This window comes from Nocardia brasiliensis, assembly GCF_011801125.1.
GTDB classification, from domain to species: domain Bacteria; phylum Actinomycetota; class Actinomycetes; order Mycobacteriales; family Mycobacteriaceae; genus Nocardia; species Nocardia brasiliensis_C.
This window is the reverse complement of the sequence record NZ_CP046171.1, coordinates 1,351,277-1,372,163: the sequence shown is the minus strand read 5'-3', so window position 1 is coordinate 1,372,163 and position 20,887 is coordinate 1,351,277. Positions and strand designations below refer to the sequence as shown.

General features: G+C 67.3%; 17 protein-coding genes and 1 tRNA gene. 7 read left to right on the top strand and 11 right to left on the bottom strand.

Translation table 11 applies throughout. From position 1 onward, the window contains the following. Nucleotide 1: 1 nt before the first annotated feature. From thrC to argS, 4 genes are all read right to left on the bottom strand, one after another. On the bottom strand, nt 2–1,096 hold the full coding sequence (thrC, locus tag F5X71_RS06155) for a threonine synthase (RefSeq protein ID WP_167461056.1): 1,095 nt from the start codon (nt 1,094–1,096) through the stop codon (nt 2–4). Further along, complete coding sequence (locus F5X71_RS06150; protein WP_167461055.1) at nt 1,093–2,445, bottom strand: homoserine dehydrogenase; 1,353 nt, start codon at nt 2,443–2,445, stop codon at nt 1,093–1,095. The genes thrC and F5X71_RS06150 overlap by 4 nt, the downstream gene beginning before the upstream one ends. Continuing rightward, the gene (gene lysA, locus F5X71_RS06145) at nt 2,442–3,863 is read right to left on the bottom strand and encodes a diaminopimelate decarboxylase (RefSeq protein ID WP_167461054.1); all 1,422 of its coding nucleotides are present in this window, start codon (nt 3,861–3,863) and stop codon (nt 2,442–2,444) included. Before lysA ends, F5X71_RS06150 begins: the two co-directional genes overlap by 4 nt. A gap of 133 nt (nt 3,864–3,996) precedes the next feature. Then, a complete protein-coding gene (argS, locus tag F5X71_RS06140; protein WP_167461053.1) occupies nt 3,997–5,655 on the bottom strand; it encodes an arginine--tRNA ligase in 1,659 nt (552 codons plus the stop codon). 114 nt (nt 5,656–5,769) lie between these two features. Between argS and F5X71_RS06135 the strand changes: the two genes are divergently transcribed. The 3 genes from F5X71_RS06135 (at nt 5,770) to F5X71_RS06125 (ending at nt 7,592) form a co-directional block, all read left to right on the top strand. Continuing rightward, entirely contained in the window at nt 5,770–6,702 is a 933-nt protein-coding gene (locus F5X71_RS06135; protein WP_167461052.1) for a DUF3105 domain-containing protein, read from the top strand. After that, nucleotides 6,699–7,418: a DUF305 domain-containing protein gene (locus F5X71_RS06130; RefSeq protein WP_238815742.1), complete on the top strand. Its 720-nt coding sequence runs from the start codon at nt 6,699–6,701 to the stop codon at nt 7,416–7,418. Before F5X71_RS06135 ends, F5X71_RS06130 begins: the two co-directional genes overlap by 4 nt. 101 nt (nt 7,419–7,519) lie before the next feature. After that, nucleotides 7,520–7,592 (top strand) — tRNA-Arg (locus tag F5X71_RS06125). A gap of 52 nt (nt 7,593–7,644) precedes the next feature. Here the strand turns inward: F5X71_RS06125 and F5X71_RS06120 are convergent. Next, the gene (locus tag F5X71_RS06120) at nt 7,645–8,844 is read right to left on the bottom strand and encodes a beta-ketoacyl synthase N-terminal-like domain-containing protein (RefSeq protein WP_238815741.1); all 1,200 of its coding nucleotides are present in this window, start codon (nt 8,842–8,844) and stop codon (nt 7,645–7,647) included. Between the two features lie 315 nt (nt 8,845–9,159). On the opposite strand from F5X71_RS06120, the gene F5X71_RS06115 reads away from it, so the two are divergent. After that, nucleotides 9,160–9,843, top strand: coding sequence for a hypothetical protein (locus tag F5X71_RS06115; RefSeq protein WP_167461051.1), 684 nt, complete (start codon nt 9,160–9,162; stop codon nt 9,841–9,843). Between the two features lie 9 nt (nt 9,844–9,852). Here the strand turns inward: F5X71_RS06115 and F5X71_RS06110 are convergent, their stop codons facing one another. The 4 genes from F5X71_RS06110 to F5X71_RS06095 all read right to left on the bottom strand — a co-directional run bounded on the left by F5X71_RS06110 (nt 9,853) and on the right by F5X71_RS06095 (nt 13,928). After that, the gene (locus F5X71_RS06110; RefSeq protein ID WP_167461050.1) at nt 9,853–10,854 is read right to left on the bottom strand and encodes a hypothetical protein; all 1,002 of its coding nucleotides are present in this window, start codon (nt 10,852–10,854) and stop codon (nt 9,853–9,855) included. Between the two features lie 58 nt (nt 10,855–10,912). Beyond that, nucleotides 10,913–12,412 carry a flavin-containing monooxygenase gene (locus tag F5X71_RS06105; RefSeq protein WP_238815740.1) on the bottom strand — a complete coding sequence of 500 codons (1,500 nt, stop codon included), beginning with the start codon at nt 12,410–12,412 and terminating at the stop codon, nt 10,913–10,915. Nucleotides 12,413–12,698: 286 nt separating this feature from the next. After that, entirely contained in the window at nt 12,699–13,478 is a 780-nt protein-coding gene (locus tag F5X71_RS06100) for a CPBP family intramembrane glutamic endopeptidase (RefSeq protein WP_167461048.1), read from the bottom strand. A gap of 93 nt (nt 13,479–13,571) precedes the next feature. Next, complete coding sequence (locus F5X71_RS06095) at nt 13,572–13,928, bottom strand: hypothetical protein (protein ID WP_167461047.1); 357 nt, start codon at nt 13,926–13,928, stop codon at nt 13,572–13,574. Between the two features lie 281 nt (nt 13,929–14,209). Here F5X71_RS06095 and F5X71_RS06090 point away from each other — a divergent pair, with 281 nt between their 5' ends. Both F5X71_RS06090 and F5X71_RS06085 read left to right on the top strand, forming a co-directional pair. Beyond that, nucleotides 14,210–14,812 (top strand): hypothetical protein, encoded by a 603-nt coding sequence (locus F5X71_RS06090; RefSeq protein WP_238815739.1) that lies wholly within the window; start codon nt 14,210–14,212, stop codon nt 14,810–14,812. A gap of 16 nt (nt 14,813–14,828) precedes the next feature. After that, nucleotides 14,829–16,238, top strand: a complete 1,410-nt coding sequence (locus F5X71_RS06085; protein ID WP_167461046.1) for a metallophosphoesterase — start codon at nt 14,829–14,831, stop codon at nt 16,236–16,238. A 759-nt stretch (nt 16,239–16,997) separates the two neighbouring features. Here F5X71_RS06085 and F5X71_RS06080 read toward each other — a convergent pair. Next, entirely contained in the window at nt 16,998–17,789 is a 792-nt protein-coding gene (locus tag F5X71_RS06080; RefSeq protein ID WP_167461045.1) for a protein phosphatase 2C domain-containing protein, read from the bottom strand. Further along, entirely contained in the window at nt 17,786–18,622 is an 837-nt protein-coding gene (locus F5X71_RS06075; protein WP_238815738.1) for a sigma-70 family RNA polymerase sigma factor, read from the bottom strand. Before F5X71_RS06075 ends, F5X71_RS06080 begins: the two co-directional genes overlap by 4 nt. Nucleotides 18,623–19,151: 529 nt before the next feature. Here F5X71_RS06075 and F5X71_RS06070 point away from each other — a divergent pair. Then, the gene (locus tag F5X71_RS06070) at nt 19,152–20,843 is read left to right on the top strand and encodes a replication initiator (protein WP_342803761.1); all 1,692 of its coding nucleotides are present in this window, start codon (nt 19,152–19,154) and stop codon (nt 20,841–20,843) included. Nucleotides 20,844–20,887: the final 44 nt, after the last annotated feature.

Sequence of the window (20,887 nt, the reverse complement as noted above, 5' to 3'; positions counted from 1 at the left end):
CTCAGGCCAACTCTAGCTCGGCGGCGACCGCGACCGGGTCGACCGGAATCGCCTGCACCTGCGGCATTCCCAGCAGGGCGGTGTCGGGATCCTTGAGTCCGTTGCCGGTCACGGTGCACACGACGGTGAGCCCGGCATCGAGCCAGCCCTCGGTGCGCGCCGCGAGCAGGCCCGCGACGCTGGCCGCCGACGCGGGCTCGACGAACACGCCCTCGGTCGCCGCGACCAGCCGGTACGCCGCGAGGATCTCGTCGTCGGTGGCGGCACGGAAGGTACCGCCGGACTCGTCCTTGGCCGCCATCGCGCCGTTCCAGGACGCCGGGGCGCCGATCCGGATGGCGGTCGCGATGGTTTCCGGGTCGCTCACCGGAGCGCCGTTCACCAGCGGCGCGGCGCCGGCGGCCTGCACGCCGAGCATGCGCGGGAGCTGGGTGGTGATGCCGTCGGCGTAGTACTCGCGATAGCCGCGCCAGTACGCGGTGATGTTGCCCGCATTACCGACCGGCAGGGCGTGCACGTCGGGCGCGCGGCCGAGCACGTCACAGATCTCGAACGAGGCGGTCTTCTGACCCTCGATGCGCGCGGGATTCACCGAGTTCACCAGGCCGATGCTCGGGAAATCGGAGGTCACCTTGCGCGCCAGCTCGAGGCAGTCGTCGAAGTTGCCGTCCACCTGAATGATCTTCGCGCCCAACATGACCGCCTGGGCCAGCTTGCCCATCGCGATCTTGCCCTGCGGAATGAGCACCGCGCAGGTCATGCCCGCGCGGGTGGCGTAGGCGGCCGCCGATGCCGAGGTGTTGCCGGTGGAGGCGCAGAGCACCGCCTTCTGGCCCTGGTACTTCGCGTCGGTGATCGCCACGGTCATGCCGCGGTCCTTGAACGAGCCGGTCGGGTTCAGGCCCTCGACCTTGAGATATACCTCACAGCCGGTCAGCTCGGACAGGTGCGGTGCGGGCACCAGCGGCGTACCGCCCTCGAGCAGGGTGACCGGCTCCCACTGGGCCGCGCCTGCGATCCGGTCGCGGTAGGCCGCGATCAGCCCCGGCCAGCGCGAGTGCACTCCGGCCTGCGGTGCCACGCCTGCAGTGCTCATTCTTCGGTGCCTTCCAATCTTAGAACGCTGGTGATGGATGTGACGGATTCCATCTCCGCCAGGGCGGCGACGGTGTCCGCGAGCGCCGATTCCAGTGCGTGGTGGGTGACCACGACCAGGCGGGCTCCCGTGCCGTGCCCCTCTTGGCGGACGGTCGAGATGCTCACCCCGTGCTTGGCGAATTCGCCCGCCACCGCGGCCAGGACCCCGGGACGGTCTTCCACCTGCAGATTCACGTGGTAGCGGGTGGGTGTGTCGCCGATCGGTGCGATCGGCAGCTCAGCATAAACCGATTCGCCTGGTGCGCGGCCACCGTAGAACTTGTTGCGCGCGGCCATCACCAGATCCCCCAGTACCGCGGAGGCCGTCGGCGCGCCGCCCGCGCCCTGGCCATAGAACATCAACCTGCCCGCGTTCTCCGCCTCGACGACCACCGCATTGAAGGCCCCGCTCACGGCTGCTAATGGATGCTTGCGCGGCACCAGCGCCGGGTAGACGCGCACGGAGACCCGCTCCTTGCCGCCCTCCGCCGGGCTCGGCTCGCCGGGACCGGCGGCGACCCGCTCGCAGATGGCGAGCAGCTTCACCGTGCAGTTCAGCGCGGACGCGGTCTCCAGATCCTCGGAGCTGATCTTGGAGATGCCCTCGCGATACACGTCGGCGGCGGTGACCCGGGTGTGGAAGGCGAGCGAGGCGAGGATCGCGGCCTTGGCCGCGGCGTCGAAGCCCTCCACATCGGCGGTCGGGTCGGCCTCGGCGTAGCCGAGGCGGGTGGCCTCGGCCAGGGTGTCGGCGTAATCGGCGCCGGTCTCGTCCATCGCGGAGAGGATGAAATTGGTGGTGCCGTTGACGATGCCGACGACCCGGTTCACCCGGTCACCGGCCAGCGACTGGATGAGCGGGCGGACCACCGGGATGGCGCCCGCGACCGCGGCCTCGAAGTAGAGATCGGCGCGGCTGCGCTCGGCAGCGGCCGCGAGCTCGCCGGTGTAGTCGGCCAGCAGTGCCTTGTTCGCGGTCACCACGGATTTGCCCGCGTTCAGCGCCGCCAGGATCAGCCGGCGCGGCGGATCGATGCCGCCGATGACCTCGACCACCAGGTCGACATCGTCGCGTGCGACGAGCGCGTCCGCGTCGGTGGTCAGCAGCGAGGCCGGGATACCGCGGTCGGTCTCGAGATCGCGGACCGCGACGCCGCGCAGCACGACGGGCGCGCCGACTCGGGACCGCAGATCCTCCGAATGCTCGCGCAGAATCCGCACCACCTCGGTGCCGACGTTGCCCATGCCGAGCACCGCGACGCCGATGGGCTGGTCTCTGCCCCACACCATCTGAGCCGAATTCGTCATTGTTCAACCTCCAAGCTGAGCAAATCCGCCACCGTTTCCCGGCGCAGAATGAGTCGCGGTTGTCCGTCACGCACCGCGACAACCGCGGGGCGGGTCAGCTGGTTGTATCGGCTCGACATCGAATAGCAATACGCACCGGTCGCGGCGACGGCGACCAGATCGCCGGGACCGACGTCCGCCGGCATCCACGTGTCACGGATGACGATATCGCCACTCTCACAATGCTTTCCGACCACTCGCGCGACCACGGCCGGGGCCTCGGAGGTCCGCGAGACCAGGCGGCAGTCGTAATCGGCCTGGTACAGCGCGGGGCGGATGTTGTCGCTCATGCCGCCGTCGACGCTGATGTAGCGCCTGCGCAGGCCACCGTCGAGGGACACGTCCTTGGTGGTGCCGACCTCGTACAGCGTGACGGTGCCGGGTCCGGCGATGGCACGGCCCGGCTCCACCGCGATCTTCGGCTCCGGCAGCCCGATGCTTGCCGCCTCGGCGGCGACCAGGTCGCGCACCTTCGCGGCGAAATCGTCGAGCGGCGGCGGATCGTCGCTCGGCAGGTACGAAATACCAAGGCCGCCACCGAGATCCAGGGTGGAGATCTGTGCGGTCCGTTCCACGCCGAACTTCTCGATGGCGTCGTGCAGCAGACGCAGCATGCGGCGCGCGGCGATCTCGAAACCATCGATCTCGAAGATCTGCGAGCCGATATGGCTGTGCAGGCCGACCAGGCGCAGGTTGTCGGCGTCGAAGACGCGGGCAAGCGCCTCCATCGCGTCACCGCCCGCGATCGAGAAGCCGAACTTCTGATCCTCGTGCGCGGTCGAAATGTATTCGTGCGTATGGGCTTCCACACCGACGGTGACGCGAACCAGCACGTCCTGCAGCACACCGGCGCGGCCTGCGACGGCCTCCAGCCGTTCGATCTCGATCAGCGAGTCGACCACCACGTGACCGACCCCGGCGCGCACCGCGGACTCCAGCTCGGTGGCCGATTTGTTGTTGCCGTGCAGGGCGATTCGCTCGGCCGGGAAACCCGCGTGCAACGCGATCGCGAGCTCGCCGCCGGAGCAGACGTCCAGCGAGAGACCCTCGTCCCGAATCCAGCGCGCGACCTCACCACACAGGAAAGCCTTCGACGCGTAATGCACTCGGGCGTTCGGCCCGAAGGCGCGCACCATATCGCGGCAGCGCGAACGGAAATCGTCCTCGTCGACCACGAACAGCGGCGTGCCGAATTCGGCGGCCAATTCGTGCACGGGCACGCCGGCCAGCCGCACCACACCATCGGAATCGCGACTCGCGTTGCGCGGCCAGACATTCGCGGGCAGATCGATCATCTGCCGCGGATCCAGCGGGCGCTCCGGCAAACTCGGCGCGTGCGGAATCTCCGCGTGCCGCGGCCCGGCCGGATGCGCGCTCACAATTCCACCTCACTGCGCTTCCTCACGGACATCGATCCCTTCTTCATACCCATACGAAAGGCCTGCTGCCCGTTCACTACCTTGCCCGCCCGCGCAAATGGTTTTGCCGCGGGGACGTATTCGGCGATCCCGTTCACATCCGCTCCGGTGCGCTCACGCCGAGCAGCGCCAGACCGTTGGCGAGCACCTGCCGGGTCGCGTTGACCAGCACCAGGCGCGCGGCGTTGGTCTGGCTCACCGGCTCGTCGCCGAGCGGGAGCACGCGCAGGTTCTTGTTGGTCTGGAAGCGGTGGTAGGTGCCCGCCAGCTCCTCCAGGTAGCGGGCCACCCGGTGCGGTTCCCGCAGGCTCGCCGCACTGCTCACCACGCGCGGGTATTCGCCGAGGGTGCGAATGAGTTCGCCCTCTTCGTCCGCGGTGAGCAACGCGAGATCCGCGCTGACCTTGGTGTAGTCGAATTCGGCGGCATTGCGCGCGATCGAGGCGGCCCGCGCATGCGCGTATTGCACGTAATAGACCGGGTTTTCACTGCTCTGGCTGGTCCAGAGGGTCAGGTCGATATCGATGCTCGAATTCACCGAGGAGCGCACCAGCGAATACCGTGCCGCGTCGACACCGATCGCCTCGACCAGATCCTCCAGCGTGACCACGGTGCCCGCCCGCTTGCTCATCTTCACCGCGACACCGTCTTTGAGCAGATTCACCATCTGCCCGATCAGCACCTCGACGGTCGCCGGATCGTCGCCGAACGCGGCCGCGGCGGCCTTCAAACGACCGATATAGCCGTGATGGTCGGCGCCGAGCATATAAATGCACAGATCGAATCCGCGCGACCGCTTGTTCTGAAAATACGCGATATCGCCCGCGATATAGGCCGGATTACCGTCGCTCTTGATGACGACGCGATCCTGATCGTCGCCGTATTCGGTGCTCGCGATCCACCAGGCGCCGTCCTTCTCGTACAGGTCGCCGGAATCCTTCAGCGTCGCGACGGCCTGCTCGACCGCGCCGGAGGCGAACAGTGAACTCTCGTTGAAGTACACGTCGAAGTCGGTGCCGAACTCGTGCAACGACTGCCGGATCTGCGCGAACATCAACTCGACGCCCTCGGCACGGAACAGCTCGAGCCGCTCGGCCTCGGGCAGCGCCACGGCGTCCGGGTGCGCGGCCACGATCGTGCCCGCGATCTCGCCGATGTAGGCGCCCGCGTAGCCGTCGTCCGGGGTCGGCGCACCGGTGGCGGCCGCGACCAGGGACCGGGCGAACCGGTCGATCTGCGCGCCGTGATCGTTGAAATAGTACTCGCGCACCACCTCGGCGCCCTGGGCGGCCAAGATCCGGCCGAGCGCGTCGCCGACCGACGCCCACCGGGTGCCACCGAGGTGCACCGGGCCGGTCGGATTGGCCGAGACGAACTCGAGGTTGATCCGGGTGCCCTTCAGCGTCTCGGCCGTGCCGTACGCAGCACCCGCGGCCAGCACCTGCTCGACGATCGCACCCTGCGCCGAGGCGGCGAGGCGGATGTTGAGGAAGCCCGGCCCGGCGACCTCGGCCACCTCGACGCCGTCGGCCGCGGTCAGCGCCTCGGCCAGCCAGGTGGCCAGATCGCGCGGATTCGTGCCCGCCTGCTTTGCCACCTTCATCGCCACATTCGTGGCATAGTCACCGTGTTCCGGGTTGCGGGGGCGCTCAACAGTGACCTCATCGGGCAGGACCGCGGGATCGAGGCCACGTTCGACGAGCACCTTCGCCGCGGTGGCGCGAAGGAGATCTGCAAGGTCAGCTGGAGTCACGAGTCTCTATCCTATGGTCTTGGCGGGTGTGCACCTCAGGTGGGCATTGCGCCGGAACCGTCCGCAACCTGTAGCAGCACGCGGATCCGTCACGTCGAGAGAGCACAACGAGCGATGCCGAGCAGTCCCAGCGCCAAATCGGCCAAGGCCACCAAAGCCGGCGCGAAGTTGTCGGCCTCCCGTAAAGGGGGCGGCCGGGGTCAACTTCCCAAGAAAAATCGTCAGATTCCCTGGTTGGCCATCGGCGCGGCCGTAGTCATCATCGCATTGATCGGTGCGCTCGCCTACAGCCTGGTACCGAAGTACCAGGAGAAGGCGGCCCTGGACAAGTACACGCCCAGCGCCGACAAGAAGGACCCGTCCGAATCGATCTCCGGCGTGGTCAAGAAGGAATACCCGGCGGGGCTGCACATCGGCCCGACCCAGCGCGTCGCATACGACCAGAGCCCGGCCTTCGGCGGACCGCACGACGCGTCCTGGGCGACCTGCACCGGCATCGTCTACGACAAGCCGATCCGGATGGAGAACGCGGTGCACTCGCTCGAGCACGGCGCGATCTGGATCACCTACAACCCGGACAAGGTCGATGCCGCGGGCCGCGACCTGCTGGCGAGCAAGGTGAAGAACAAGCCGTACTCGATGATGTCGCCGTATCCCGGCTTGGACAGCCCGATCTCGTTGCAGTCCTGGGGCCATCAGCTGAAGCTGGACAAGGCCGACGATCAGCGCGTCGGTCAGTTCATCACCGCATTACGCCTCAACGCCTACACCTATCCCGAGGTCGGCGCGGACTGCTCGACCATCGCCTTCGACACCGACAACCCGCCGCCCTACGACCCGACCCCGCCCGGACCCGACGCGGTGCCGATGGACGGTAAGGGCCTGCAGCCGGATCCGTCCGAGATGCCCGGCGGCATTCCCGGCCTGCCGGGTGGTCTCCCCGGTGTGCCCGGGGTCCCCGGCCTGCCCGGTGCCCCGCTGCCGAATCAGCCCGGCAAGCCGCAGCCGGCGCCCGCGCCCGGCCAGCCCGCGCCGGTGCAGCAGTGACGCCTACCGAGCTGGAGCCGGACACCGAACCCACGGCGTCCGGCCTCGGCGGCCAGTTCCAGCGGCAGCGGACCGCGCTGCTGGTACTCGGCGCGATCGCCGCGATCGTGCTCGGCGTCGCCATCGGCGCCCTCGTCCGGCTGCCGTTCACCGGTTCGTCCGAGCCGGACCCAGGCGCGGTCGACGTCGGATTCAGCCAGGACATGTCGGCGCATCACGCGCAGGCCGTCGAGATGGCGGGCGTCGTGCTGGTCAAGTCCACCGACACCGACGTGCGCCGCCTCGCCTACGACATCCTGACCACCCAGCAGAGCCAGGTCGGTCGCATGCAGGGCTGGTTGCAGCTGTGGGGTAAGCCCGCGCAGAGCGTCGACGGGTACATGGGCTGGATGAGCGGGCAGCCCGGCGGTCACGGCCACTCCGGTACCACCGCGGCCATGTCCGGTCCGGTGGCCGCGATGCCAGGCATGGCCACCCCCGCCGACCTCGCGGCCTTGCGACAGGCCACCGGCACCGAACTCGACACCCTGTTCCTGCAACTCATGCTGCGCCACCATCAGGGCGGCCTGTCGATGATCCAGTACGCCGCCGAGCACGCCGACACCACCGCGATCCGCACACTCGCCGACACCATGGACAAAACCCAGCGCGGCGAAGCCCAACTCATCACCACCATGCTGACCGCGCGCGGCGCCACCCCCCTCCCGCTGAACTGACCCAACCGCCGCCTCCGCCACGCTTTTTGGCGCACGGCCCCCGATGCGATACGCTTTCCCAGCCCGATCGGCGGCCCCCAAGCCCCGCTCGGCCCTATCCCGCCCTCGTAGCTCAGGGGATAGAGCGTCTGCCTCCGGAGCAGAAGGCCGCAGGTTCGAATCCTGCCGAGGGCACAGACAGAAAGGCCCCCGATCTTGTGATCGGGGGCCTTTCTTGTGGTGGGGGTCAGGTGGCGGGGCCGAGGATCAGGGCGGAGTTGTTGCCGCCCATGCCGAGGGCGATTTTGATGGTGAGGCCTTCGCCGGTGTGGGGGATGACGCCGTCGACTAATCGGGGGTGGGCGGTGGAGACGATCGGGGCCGAGACCATGACGCCCTGTTCGTAGCCCATGATGGTGGCCGCCACCTCGACGCCCGCGGAGGCGGCCTGGCAGTGGCCGGTGAGCGGTTTGGTCGCCAGCACGCGCGGGCGATCGTCGAAAATGGTTGCCAGCACGGCGGTTTCGGCCACATCGCACTGCTGGGTGCCGGAACCGTGGCTGTTCAGGTAGGCCACCTGCGCCGGCTCCACCCGCGCGGCGGTCAACGCCTGCCGCACGCACGCGAAGATCTGCTCGTGCGTGGGTTCGACGGAGATCACGTGGTAGCCGTCGTTGGTCATGGCGCCGCCGAGCACCGCCGCGTACGGCCGCTCGACCGCGTTGGTCACCACGAACGCCGTGGCCGCCTCGCCGAAGCCGAAGCCGCGGCTGCCCTCCTGGAAGGGTCGGCAGGCCGTGAGCGGGTCTTCGTCGGTGACGGCCGCGCCCAACGTCACGAAGGGCTGGACGATGTCGGGGATCGCGCTCAGATCGCTCGCCACCACCACGACGTCGTCGACGAAGCCCTGGGTCAGCCACATCCGCGCGGTCATGATCGCGGCATTCGCCGAGGAACAGGCGGCCGTGACGTTCATCGCCGGGCCGTGAAAGCCGTGCTCGCTCATCAGGTTGGAGTTCGGCGTGGATGGCAGCAGCCGCAGGAAGTCGCGTGAGCGGCGCTTGCCGTGATCGTGGACGTAGAAGTCGTGCCATTCGTCGGTGTCGCCGAGCACGATCGCGTGCAGCAGTCCCACCGTCCGGCCCGGCCGCCAGCCCCGCGCGCGGGCATCGGTGACCGCCTCGCGCACCGACTCCTGCACCGACCGCACATACACCGACCCGAGCTCGGGATCGCCGCCGTCGGGCACCCGAGCCACCCATCCGTCGGTGTCCCGATCCGGGCCGAATCCCGGTTGCGGCCGCGCCGCGTGTTTACCGCTCAGCAAGCCCTGCCATAGCGCCTCGCGTCCCCAGCCGTAGCCGGTGACCGTACCGAGCCCCGCAATGACCACACGATCCTGTCCCCGCTGGCTCGCGGTGCCCTGATCAGAGTTCTTGCCTGGCATTCACATCGTTCCTTCTCGAGCCGGTATTCGTCATGATCACCGCACCGAGGCCGCCGATGGGTAGAACTATGATCTATTCAACACGGCCCGGCAGGCATGGTAGCCAAGCGCCTGATTTCGTTTGCTCGGTTGCCCACATTCGGAAAGATCGGTCACGGTACACCGCGATAATTCGACCCGCCTGGCCCAGACAGACGCACTTGCTATGCTGGATACAGCGTCGGCCGGAGAGCGATTCCCGAGCCCGGAAGCAGATCCCCCCGTTGGAACGGGGCCGTGTTCCAGGCTGCCCCGGTGTCTCCTGGAGTCCACTCGATGGATCAGATCACTCACTTCGGCCGAGCAGAACTCGATGGCCCCACCCCGGCTGCTCCCGCGTCGCTGCGCCTTTTCGACCATGTCCTGCTCGGCGTCCACGACGAGGTCCTATGGCGTTGCGAGACAACGCATCTGCTGGATCAGCACGGCCGCCTCTCGTGCGCGGTGCGCCTCGATATCGACCCGCATGCCGCCAACGTGGCCGGTCACTTCCCGTCTGGTATCGACCGCGATCACAAGGTCGAGCTCGGGGATCTCTCGGTGCCCACACTCGAAGCGGCCGCCCACGGACTACTCGAACGCGGCACCGATAGTCGCGCGCACTACGGCACTGTCATGAGTGAGCTACCGCTGAATCACCACTCGAATATGCTCGGCGCAAGCTTGCTGACCAATTGCCTGCCGGTCACCTGGGTGGCAAAGGGATTCGCGTGCCAACGGGTCGCCGAAAGTACCGGCCCCCAAGGAGTCTTCTTCGGCGCGACCACGCTGGCCGCATCCCCGACCGTCCTCGAGCTGACCCTCGCCGGATACTTTCCGACCTACCCGTTGTCGGACGACGCGCGCAGCGCGGAGGACGGGTTGCGCTACGCGCTGCGCCACGCGTGGTCCGAGGTATCGATCGCCAGGATGGGGCAGACCGTGCTCTGGACCGCACGCGAGCCGCGCCGTGCCGGATAGTCCTGCGGCTCAGTTGTTTTCGACCGGCCGGAGCACGATAGCGGCGGGCTGCACGGGTTTGGACTGCACGCTCGGCAGCGGCCACGCGGTGGCCTCGTAACGACGTCCGTTGATCGTGACGGTGGCCTCGACACTGGTCTCCGGCCCGGAAACGATGCGGGCGATCTGCAAGTCCTCCAGCAGCGCGGCGATATTGCTGTCACGCAGTTCCTCGCGCAAGACCCCTTCGGTGTGCAGCGTGATCCGGCGTTCGGCGTCGACCAGGATCAGCGTGTGCCGGGTGAACTGAACGATGTGCCGCAATGTGGAGACCACCGGTTCGGGACGGTGCACCAGCTGCAAACTCATGCCGTAGACCGAGCGCGCGGTGGGGCCGACGCCGGGGTGCGCGGCACTCCAGAAATGCACCCAGCCTGGGGAACCTGGTGGGTGGATCGACCAGATCGCCTCGGCGGCAACACCTTTGGTCCCGGTCGCGGCGTCCCAGTACAGCGCAAGGAAGCGCGGCACGTCGTCGGCATTGGCAAAGCGGAGTAGATCGCGGATAGGCCGGGGTTCGCCTGCCGCCCGGTCGGTGCCGAGCATGGCCAGATCGTCTCCGGCGCTGCTGGTGGCGACCGCGTCCAGATCCAGAATCCAGCTGTTGTAGATCGGGCGGGGCAGCACCGGCCCCGGTGCCAGCCACAGGATCAGCCCGAGCGGCTCCCCGTCCGGCGCCTTGACCCAGTGCGCGCGCAACGACATTCCGGCCTCGTCGGCCGTGCGGTCGGCATACGGCCCGTCGAAGAGGTCGGCGACCATATCGGCCCATAACCGTTCGCCTTCGACGTCGAAGCCGAGTGTGCTCGCGCAGCGGGTCAGCACCCGCGCCACGCGCTCGCCCGCGGCCGAATGCACCATGATGTCGCTGCGGCTCAGGCGGGCGGCCTGCCCGTCACGCCGACACCGCGCTTCCCGCCGCAACCGAGTCGTGATGACGTCGACCCCCACCCACGCCCCTGGTACCCGCATGCCCAGAGCCTAGCGAGATCGGCCATCGCTATGCCGAACACGCACCGAGTCGTTGAAGTCAGCAGACCTTGCGCAGATGGAAGTCGCGGTCGTCGGGGGTGGCGAGCATCGCTTCCATGGTGGCGCGATCGAACGGCAGCAGGTCGATATGGCCGCCCTCGGTGAAGTACCAGGAATTGCAGCCGGTGTTCCAGACCGTCGGCTCGAGCGCCTTGCCGACCTCGGCTTCGAATCGAGCGGTAGCGGCCTCGGTGACCTCGACGGTGTCGAATTCGCCGGTGCGCCAACGGTTGATCCATCCGACGATGTAGCGCGCCGTGACCTCGGCGGCGTGGTGCAGCGGGATGGAGCCGGTGGGCGAGTTCGGCCCGAGCACGGTGAACAGGTTGGGGAACCCGGGTACCGCGGTCATGCGGTAGGCCCGCGGTCCCTTCACCCACGCGTCGTCGATCGTGATCCCGTCTCTGCCAGCCAGATTCATCGGGCGCATGTAGTTGTGCGCCTGAAATCCGGTGGCCAGCACGATCATGTCGAATTCGTGGTGCTTACCGTCCGCGGTGCGGATGCCGGTGGGCGTCACGGCCTCGATCGCGTCGGTGACCAGTTCGGCGTTGCGGGCGTGCAGCGCGCGATAGTAGCTGCCGGACAACACTTGTCGTTTACACAGCGGTTGATAGTCGGGGGTCAGGCTGGCGCGCAGTCGCGGGTCACGGACCTGGACGCGCAGACTGAGTCGCGCGTACTCCTGCACCGCGCGACGGCGCCAGCTCGGCCGGGTGACGATATCGGTGAACAGTTTCGCGCCGGTCATACCCGCGCGATACAGCGCGCGATTCACCTGCGGCAGCCGATCCAGAACCGCACCCACGACGGCGGGTTGCGGCAGCCACATCGGCGCCCAGATCACCCACTGCGGGCTGCGGACGAAATGCGCGAGCCGGCCTGCCTTCGGCTGCAGCGCCGAAACCACCTGCACGCCGGTCGATCCCGTGCCGATGACGGCGATGCGCCGGTCCGCGGTCGGCACCGAGTCGTCCCAGCGCGCGGTGTGCAGCACCGTGCCGGTGAACTCGTCCAGGCCCGGCAGGTCGGGCGTGGCCGGATGATGCAGCACGCCGGTGGCGGCGATCACGAAGTCCGCCTCGTAGCTGTTGCCGTCGCCGGTCTCGACCCGCCAGCCCGACCCGGTGAAGGTCGCCGCCGTGACCTCGGCACGCGTGCGCAGGTGCGGTCGAAGACCGAACCGATCGGCGACGTCGGCCAGGTAGCGCTGGATTTCCGGGCCCGGCGCGAACACTTGCGACCAATCCGGCTTCGGGGCGAAGCCGAACTGATACAGCTGCGAGGGGACATCACAGGTCAGGCCCGGGTACCGATTCCAGTGCCACACACCACCGACATCGTCGCCCTTCTCCAGGATCACGAAATCGTCGATCCCATTGCGCCGCAACGTGATCGCACTGGCAATACCGGACACACCCGCCCCGATGATCACCACCCGCGGCGCCCGCGACACGGTCGTCACCACACCCCCGCTGTCCGCCGAACGCCCACGCACGTGCCAAACTCCCTTGTCAGATACCGCCAGTATTCGAAAACTGACGGTATTGCGAATCCGACAGCGTGTCAACGGAGCGAACCCACGGCAGAGCTGGCCGAGCATCCCACCCGCAAGCCGACGCCGAGATCCAGCCAGCTCAGCGTTGCGCAGTCGAGGCAGATGGCGGGCATCGGTCGCCGAGGACGTCGGACACGGCAACACCCCGCCCAGCGGCAAGGATGCCCCCTAACTCGTCGAGGAGGCTGGATTGATGGGCGGGGCGGACCCCGCCCGACGCGCGGGACTAGTTCGGTGCCGGGATGGGGCGACGATTCTTGTGCCACCACCACATGGCGAGTGGGGCGGTCAGGAAAGGGAGGAGGACAAAGGCGAGGCCTTGTATGGAAAGGTCGGGGTCGTGCAGGTCGACGTAGTTCCAGTTGTTCGCGAGGAACTGGGTGGTTACCTGGAAGGCCGCGTGGAAACCCATGCAGGTCATGATGTTTCCGGTTGCGGCGCGCAGGACGCCGAGGACCAGTGAGAAGGTGAAGAACAGGAGGGCTCGGCCGAGCGAGCCGGCGGCGCCGATGAGCACGCCCCAGCCGGTGAACAGCGCCGCCTGTCCGACGACCGTGCTCGCGGTGGACCAATGTTCGTTCAGATTGGCGAAGAAGTAGCCGCGAAAGATGAGCTCCTCCGACACGGCCTCGTACAGGAGCACCAGGACGAGCAGCCCGAGCAGGGCGGGAAGCGTGCGCGAAAATGGTTCCAGCACAGTGACATCGGCCCACCCGAGCCACAGCATCAGCGCCATGGCCGACCACGCCGGAATTCCCCACAACGCCGCGCCGACGAGAAACGCACGGCAACCCCCTGCCACCGAGGAGAAGCCCAGTCCATCGAGGGACCTCCGGTCGAGGAGCTTTCGGGCGAGCAGCACCATCGGCACGGTGAACACCGCCGCGCCCACGGCACGCGTCACGTGGGCCGACCGCGTGTATTCACCGGGGGGCGCGAACACGTGGTACAGCACCAACCACCACACAGTCGCCGCGACGAAGACAATGCCCACCCTGATGATCAAGGCAGGACGGTTACCCAATTCAGTAGTCCCCACCTCGCGACCGTAACCCGCGCAACGGAAGCCGCGAGTCCTACGAAAGCAGGACAGAACTTCTCAGGCGCAGCTGAATTGGAAGGGTGCGGTCTGGGTGACGCCCGGCAGGACGATCATCTGGACGTACTCCACCCCGCGCACCGAGCAGCCGGACGGCGACGCGGTGACCCGAACCTGATAGCAGCCGGGCATCAGATCGGCGCGCACGGTCCCGTCGGTGCCGGTGACCAGCGCGGCAGGGGCAGGGGGTGCGCCGCAGGGCTCGATGCCGACCTCGGCGCCCGCGACGGCGAGCTGATCGACGCCGGTCGTCGCCCGGACCTGCACCGCGCCCTGGCCCGGCTCCGCCCCGGCGAATCCGGCCGTGACCAGCAACCCGGCGGCGGCACCCGCACCGATGAAGAGCACCCTGCGCATCAGAATCTCCCTCTGCACGAACGAAGATGAGCGTTGATCCCCCGCTCGGTCAATATAGGCGGAGCGCCGAGGGGCCGACACCGCACTCCCCCTCGGTTACCCCGGTCGGCCCGCGCTAATCCGGACCGCGCGACCACGTGACCGATGACACATCAGCAACTGTGTCGGCGACATGCCGGGCCCACCCGCCCGATATACCGACCGTCGCCTCTTTTTCCGCGTCCTGGCATTCGTTTGCCGTAACCTTCCAGGAACCAGGGGGGCTGACGGAGGACGAGACGATGACTTATCCGCCGGGCGGGCAACCGCCGTACTCGGAATCGCAGTATCCGCAGCACCCTGACCAGCCAACGGGCTACCCGCCACCGGTCTATCCGCAGGCCGGATATCCCACGCAGCCACCGCCCGCCGGACGGCAACCCTCCAGGAAGGGCAAGGTCGGCCTCGTCATCGCATTGATCGCGGTGGTGTTGCTGGCTCTGGGCGGCGTGGTGGTGATCGGGGCGGTGCTCACCGCTCAGGGCAAAGGACCATTCGCCTCCGACGCCCAGCGGATCCAGTCCGCGATCCACGACTTCTACAACACGTTGGAGGCGAAGGGTTTCCAGGCGGCCGCGGCCAAGGCGTGCGCGGCCGACCGCGCCGAGTTCGACGCGCTGCCCGCCGAGCAGAAACTGGAATTCGACACCGCCGCCATCTCGGTCGAGATCGATAAAATCGACAACATAAAGATCGACGGTGAGCTGGCGACCGCGCGGATCACCGGGAAGCTGACCCTGGAACTGCCCGGCACGGAACCGGACACCGATACCAGCACCACCGAGCACCTGAAGAAGGAAGACGGCAAGTGGAAGGTTTGCTCCGCGAGCACCGGCCAGAACTGACGATCCGCGGCCGCGCATGACGTGCTGCGGGCCGTCCCGGCGGACCCTGCTCGGCGTGCTCGGCCTGGCGGCGCTGCTGCCGGTGGTCGGCACGGCGCGGCCGGGTTCGGCTCGGGCCCAATCGAATCCGATCCTCGCCACCGATCTCAAGGTGGTCACGATCACCGACCGCTCGGTGATCCTCACCTGGACGACGCTGACCCCGGACGACGCGGGACGGCTCGTCCCGATCGCGGCGGACACGGAAGTGCGCCTCGCACCGGCGGATTCGCCGCACACCCCCGTTCCGAACTGGTCCGACCCGGAACCGACGCCGTTCCACTACGCGGAGGTGGACGGACTTGATCCGGGTCGCGCCTACCGATTCGAGGCCTGGTCCAACGGAGTTCGCGCGATCCCCGCCCTCTCGTTGACCACGCTGAGCCCGGGTACTCCCGAAATCACCGGCGAATTCACCACATTGGTGCCACCGCCCGGCCGCCCGCTGCGCACCATCGCGCTGGCCAACGACATCCACTACGGCGAGGAAGTCAGCGGCCTGCTGGTGGCGAATCTGCCGCCCGGCTTCCGCCAGGACGTGCCGCCCTACCCCGAGGCGATGCTGGCCGCGCTGCTCGACGATCTGCGCAGACCCGATCGGGGCGCCGAGCACCTGCTGATCGCGGGTGACCTCACCGACGAAGCGTCGCTTGCGGATTCACGAGCGGTCCGCGCGCAACTCGACGCATGGGGCACGCTCGGCAGCGACTACCTGGTGGTCCGCGGCAATCACGATCGGCCACACACCGGGCCGGACTATGCCGGCTGTGCCCCGGCGCCTGCCGAGCACCACGACTGCTGGGCCGAAGCATTCACCCCGCGCCAAGAACTGGTCGAGCACGAGATCGGCGGGTTGCGCGTGCTCGGCCTGGACACCAGCGAACTCGACGGCTCGGGCGGGACCATCGATCGCCCGCAGTTCGAGCGGTTCGGCGAGCGGCTGCGGGCCGACCCGGACCGGCCGACGCTGGTGTTCGGCCATCATCCGGTCACCGCCGAGTCCGGTCGCACCAATCTGGCGGGTCCGGGATTCGTCCTCAACGGCCGCGACAGCGCCGAACTCCAGGCGAGCTACGCGCGCACACCCGGTGTCTTCCTGCATCACAGCGGCCACACCCACCGCAATCGCCGGACCCGCCCGGACACCGACTGCGCGGTCGAATTCCTGGAGGTGGCCGCGGTCAAGGAATACCCGGGCGGCTACAGTCTGCTGCGCCTGTACGAGGGCGGCTACATGGTGAACTTCTACAAGACCAGGACCGCGGCCGCGCGCCGCTGGAGCGCGACCACGAGGGGCGAATACTTCGGCCTGCTCCCGGATTACACCCTCGGCACCACCGCGGACCGCAATCACGTTGTGCTGCGCGACTTCTCGGGACTCACATAGTCCGGCGAGAGCGGCACGCGACGCCGCACGACGGGCCCGAGCCGCTCGGCGCGGCGGTGGCGTAACACCGCGCCGAGCACCGCCCGAACGACGACCCCGGACCCGGGTTCAGAGCGAGCGGCGGGAATTGAACCCGCGTAAACGGCTTTGCAGTTCGATAGTCAGGAAACTTGCAGGTCACGGCATCGTTGGCTGACGTTGGCACCGGTAGTCGAGCTGGGAAAACAACGGTTTGGAACGTTGGCAAGGTTGGCTGAGGCTGGGCCTGCTGCGGACTGTGTGCGGACGAATACGGCGGTGTGGACGGTGCTCCCCCGCCGTATTTACTTTGTCGCGGATAGGTTGTCTATCCGCCCTGTCACCTAGACCTCCCCGCTTCCTCATACTGGCCATCCTGTGCTGAGGGAGGGATAGTCAAGGGTGCCGTAGGCATCGCGTAGCGACGCGTAGCGCCCTTTACTCTCCCGGTGCGAAGTCAGATCATGGGGCCATGAGGAAGCGGGCACCCAGCGGAACCACGTCGGATCTGTAGACGTGACGAGCGCTCCCCCGCCGGCCGATTCGGGATCTTGAAGAAGTGAGCTATCAGGTATCAGGTTGCGGTTGGCCTGAAGGGCTGCCGCCGACGCGCCGACGCCCCGGTCGGGGCGGAGCGCAGCGGAGCCCCCTGCCGTCGTGCGTTCGTGGCGTGGCGGCGGCGGCCCGTAGGGCCGCCGCTCTTGATCCTATATAGCTAAATTCGGCAAGGGATCACGAGCGCTATGGCAGGCGAACAACCGCGATCGTCTTGTCGTCGTGCCGCTTGGCCCTCGGCTGAAGCTGGCCGTCCGGGTCGATGTGAGCTTCCCATTGCTGGCATCGATCGAGGAGCTGCGACAACGCAGCGGGTCCGAGGTCGGCGATTTCCGGCCACGTGATACCAAGTGGCACAAGAGGTTTAGCAGCGCCGTCAGTCGCGAGGATGACCCATGACACGTCGTCGGGTGGTAGTTGCTCAACGATCGCGTGATGGGCTGCGGTCGGATCCGCTTCAGCGATCCAGTAGCCGCCAGCGCGGTTGCGCCGCTGACGTTGCTGACGCTGGAGGGATCGCAGAATTCCACGGTGGGCGTCGTCGTATCCAGCACCTGAGCGGAGTCGATTGCGGTACTGATCGGACTCCGGGAGGTCGAGACGTTCGAGTCGCTCATCGGCGAGGACGTGATGCGAACCGTCGAGCATGCCGACAATTGCGGGCGAGTCTCCTAGGACCAGAACGTCGAGCGCAGTGGGACGGAGACGCAGCATTGCGACCGTGCACGATGGCGCGTGCCCGGCCCGGATGGACAGCCTGTCTGCTGTCGCGGCAATGGCACCAGACAGGGCTTCGCGAAGATCGTCGGTGCCGCTGAGTCGTCGGCACAGTTCGTCCCCGAGGACATCGACGTAAGCACCCGCAGGTGCCGCAGAGTCAAATGAGGTCGCTCCGTCCAGCACGATGACACTAGAGGTTGCGGTGAGTACTCGATCCTCGTTGGACTTCGAAGGAAGCTGGGCAGTAGCGACGTTCATTCCCGCTCCGCATACGGGCCGACGAACAACCGACTGCCCGTGACAGCAAAGTCGGCGTCGAAGTCGCATTCCACTACCCCACTGACGAATTCCGTTGAGGGGTCGAAGATTTCGCCGACATGCTGGTCGATCCAATGCGCGACGCCGTGCGATCCGACGGCAGTAATGCCCGCGATATGGACAATCACGTGGTGGTCTTCGCGCCGCCGCGAGAAGTAGCCGAGATCGGAACGGACCGAATTATCCCGCAGGTAGGGCGAGCGGTGCCGTTGCCCAGTCCGGGCGTCGGCAATCCACCAACCCTCTTCAGTCCGCTCGAAACCGAGGTACGGGTCACGATCCAGTAGATGTCGCGCGACCGGTGCGGACTTGGGGCCACAGATGACGACGCAATCGCCGTCGGGCGTCTTCTCGTCAGTGGGATCGATAGCAAATCGACTGGTGGCTAAGGAAAGTCGCGCAAGAGTGGCTTCCACCTTCTCCTGCGTTGCCTGGTCGTTTGCGTCGAAGAAGGGCCGTTCGCGCCCTTCCTCGAATCCCAGTCGGCGCGGAATGCCGACAGCCACGGGGCCAACACCGAAGAAGGCGCGTTCGGACTGCGGGGCGGTGGCGCGAATCTGCGTGATCCGCCCCTTCGTGATGCCAAGTTGCTCGGCGATCTCGGTATAACTCATCCCCTCGCGGTGAGCCTGCTCGATCGCAGCTTTCCGTAGCCGCGCCAGTTCGGTGGCTCGCTGCTGGTAGATGGTCATCAGTTCGGCGGCTCGGCGGCCGCGCCTGATCGGGTCCGGGTCGTCCCGCACCTGTTCGAAGTCGTCAGCACCAGTGGCCACAGCTTGAGTTTAGACCCCCTTGACCGGACGCATGAACGGGCGTAGTCTCGTGTTTATCCCCCCTAAATTCGGCAAATGGATCGGACCGGAATTCGAGTTTAGGGGTCATAAACATAAGGGAACTGACCTAGGGGGTCATCATGCAGGCTTCGACCACTTCCGCGACCGAGCTTCGTCCGCCGCGATTGAACTTGTCGGGATGGTGCATGTATTGCCTTGGGCAGCATTGTGTTTCGGCGCGGTGCGTGTCGCTTCATGCCCAGTCGGTGTGGGAGGTGTGCGAGCGGTGCGGTGGTAGCGAGTACGTGGGCGGGCACGTGGATCCGGATACGGCGAATGAGCGGTGTAACTGCTTCGGCGGGGTGATGGAGGCGACGCCTCGGCCGGTGGCGGAGGTGGTGGAGCTGCGGCCTGATGGCGCTGCGGTGGCTGAGTCGGAGTGGTGGGAGGCGTGGCCTGCTGATGGTGGGAAGCCGGTTCGGTGGTCGGCTGATCGGCTGGAGGGCCTGCGGGTGCACGGGGTGATCGGGTGAGTGGCGCGGATGTGGTGATCGATCTAGTGGTGCCGGTCCGTGAGACTGCGGCGGACCGGCGAGCGAAGTTGAACTTGACGGAGTTGGCAGCGGCGTCGGCGGAGAAGGTCGGGGTGTGCCGACGCCCGTTGCCGATGATGTCTACCGCTGCCGATGGCAGCACGAAATACGTTGGCACGCCGTGTAAGTCGACGCTGGAGTGCGTGTGCCCTGCGTGCGCGTTGCGGGCGTTGCGGCTGCGTCAGCAACAGGCACATGAGGGCTGGCACATCGAGGAGGAACCAGTGATCGCCAAGAACGAACCGACCGAGCAGCAGCGTGACTTGCTGAGGGCTCGCACGGCGTTGGCCGAGCAGTACACGACTGCCAAGGACGAAGACGACCAGGAAGCCATGGACGCGATTCGCGAGGTGGTGGGAGAGCTGGACGAAGAGCTGCGAGCGTCGGGTATCCGGGGTGGGTTCCCGCCGCTGGAGCCCAAGCCGAGGACTGCTCGTCAGCGTTCGACCAAGCGGCGTCAGGCGGTGCCGGACCTGCCGCGTAAGAAGGTGGAGAAGACCACCGTGGGGCGGGTGTACGCGGGCAAGTACCGGCCCTCGATGTTCCTGACCCTCACCCTGCCCTCTTACGGCCGTGTCGACGCCCACGGCGCACCGGTCGACCCCTCGACCTACGACTACCGCCAGGCGGCCCGCGACATCATCCACTTCGCGGCCCTCTACGACCGGTTCGTGCAGAACTACCGGCGAGCCTCGGGGCGCGATATCCAGTACTTCGCCACGGTCGAACCGCAACGGCGGGGAGCGCCACACGTGCACATGGGTGTGCGGGGCACCGACCCGAAGGCGCTGATCCGGCAGGTAGCCGCGGCGACCTATCACCAGGTGTGGTGGCCGCACTTCGACCAGGAGGTGTACTCCATGGATCGGATGCCGTTCTGGGACTACGCGGCCGGCCGTTTCGTCGACCCCGACGCCATCGATCCCGAGACGGGTGAGCGGGTGCCGGTCACCACGTGGGCCGAAGCCCTCGACGCCATGGACGCGGTAGACGAGCTGGAGCCCGCGCACGTGATCCGCTTCGGTGCCCAGATCGACGCCAAAGGCATCCTGGGCGGCACCGAGGAAGCCAGGCGCCATATCGGCTACCTGACCAAGTACCTGACCAAGTCCATCGGCGACGTGATCGAACCCGCCTCCCAGGCCGCCGCCGACCACTACGACCGTCTCCATGCCGAACTCGCGCTGACGCCGTGCTCGCCTACGTGCGGGGTGTGGTTCCGCTACGGCATCGTCCCCAAGGGTGCGAAGGCCAAGACGATCCCCGGCGTGTGCAAGGGCAAGGCACACCGCCGCTCCACCCTGGGCCTGCGTGGTCGCCGGGTCCTGGTGTCGCGCAAGTGGACCGGAAAGGACCTCGCCGACCATCGGGCTGACCGGACCGAGTTCGTTCGGCAGATGCTCGAACAGGCCGGTATCCCGCGTCCCGAGGTAGAGCAGCTGGTGATCACGCCCGTGCAGCCAGGTGACCCGAACGTGCCTCCTCGTGAGCACCTGATCATGGCGATGGTGTCGCAGAAGCTCGCCCATCAAGCCGAATACACGAACGCCCAACTGGCAGCAGCAGCCGACCAGGACGGGCCACCCGAACACGGCGACCCGCAGCAAGATTCGCCGGAAGTGGCGTAAGGGAGGGAATGACATGGAGGACGAGACCTACCTACGTGCCAAGG

Excerpts from the sequence above, each read along its gene's own strand:
- thrC (WP_167461056.1), bottom strand. The coding sequence starts at position 1,096 with ATGAGCACTGCAGGCGTGGCACCGCAGGCCGGAGTGCACTCGCGCTGG.
- F5X71_RS06150 (WP_167461055.1), bottom strand. The coding sequence starts at position 2,445 with ATGACGAATTCGGCTCAGATGGTGTGGGGCAGAGACCAGCCCATCGGC.
- F5X71_RS06135 (WP_167461052.1), top strand. The coding sequence starts at position 5,770 with ATGCCGAGCAGTCCCAGCGCCAAATCGGCCAAGGCCACCAAAGCCGGC.
- F5X71_RS06120 (WP_238815741.1), bottom strand. The coding sequence starts at position 8,844 with ATGCCAGGCAAGAACTCTGATCAGGGCACCGCGAGCCAGCGGGGACAG.
- F5X71_RS06115 (WP_167461051.1), top strand. The coding sequence starts at position 9,160 with ATGGATCAGATCACTCACTTCGGCCGAGCAGAACTCGATGGCCCCACC.
- F5X71_RS06110 (WP_167461050.1), bottom strand. The coding sequence starts at position 10,854 with ATGCGGGTACCAGGGGCGTGGGTGGGGGTCGACGTCATCACGACTCGG.
- F5X71_RS06095 (WP_167461047.1), bottom strand. The coding sequence starts at position 13,928 with ATGCGCAGGGTGCTCTTCATCGGTGCGGGTGCCGCCGCCGGGTTGCTG.
- F5X71_RS06090 (WP_238815739.1), top strand. The coding sequence starts at position 14,210 with ATGACTTATCCGCCGGGCGGGCAACCGCCGTACTCGGAATCGCAGTAT.
- F5X71_RS06085 (WP_167461046.1), top strand. The coding sequence starts at position 14,829 with ATGACGTGCTGCGGGCCGTCCCGGCGGACCCTGCTCGGCGTGCTCGGC.
- F5X71_RS06080 (WP_167461045.1), bottom strand. The coding sequence starts at position 17,789 with ATGAACGTCGCTACTGCCCAGCTTCCTTCGAAGTCCAACGAGGATCGA.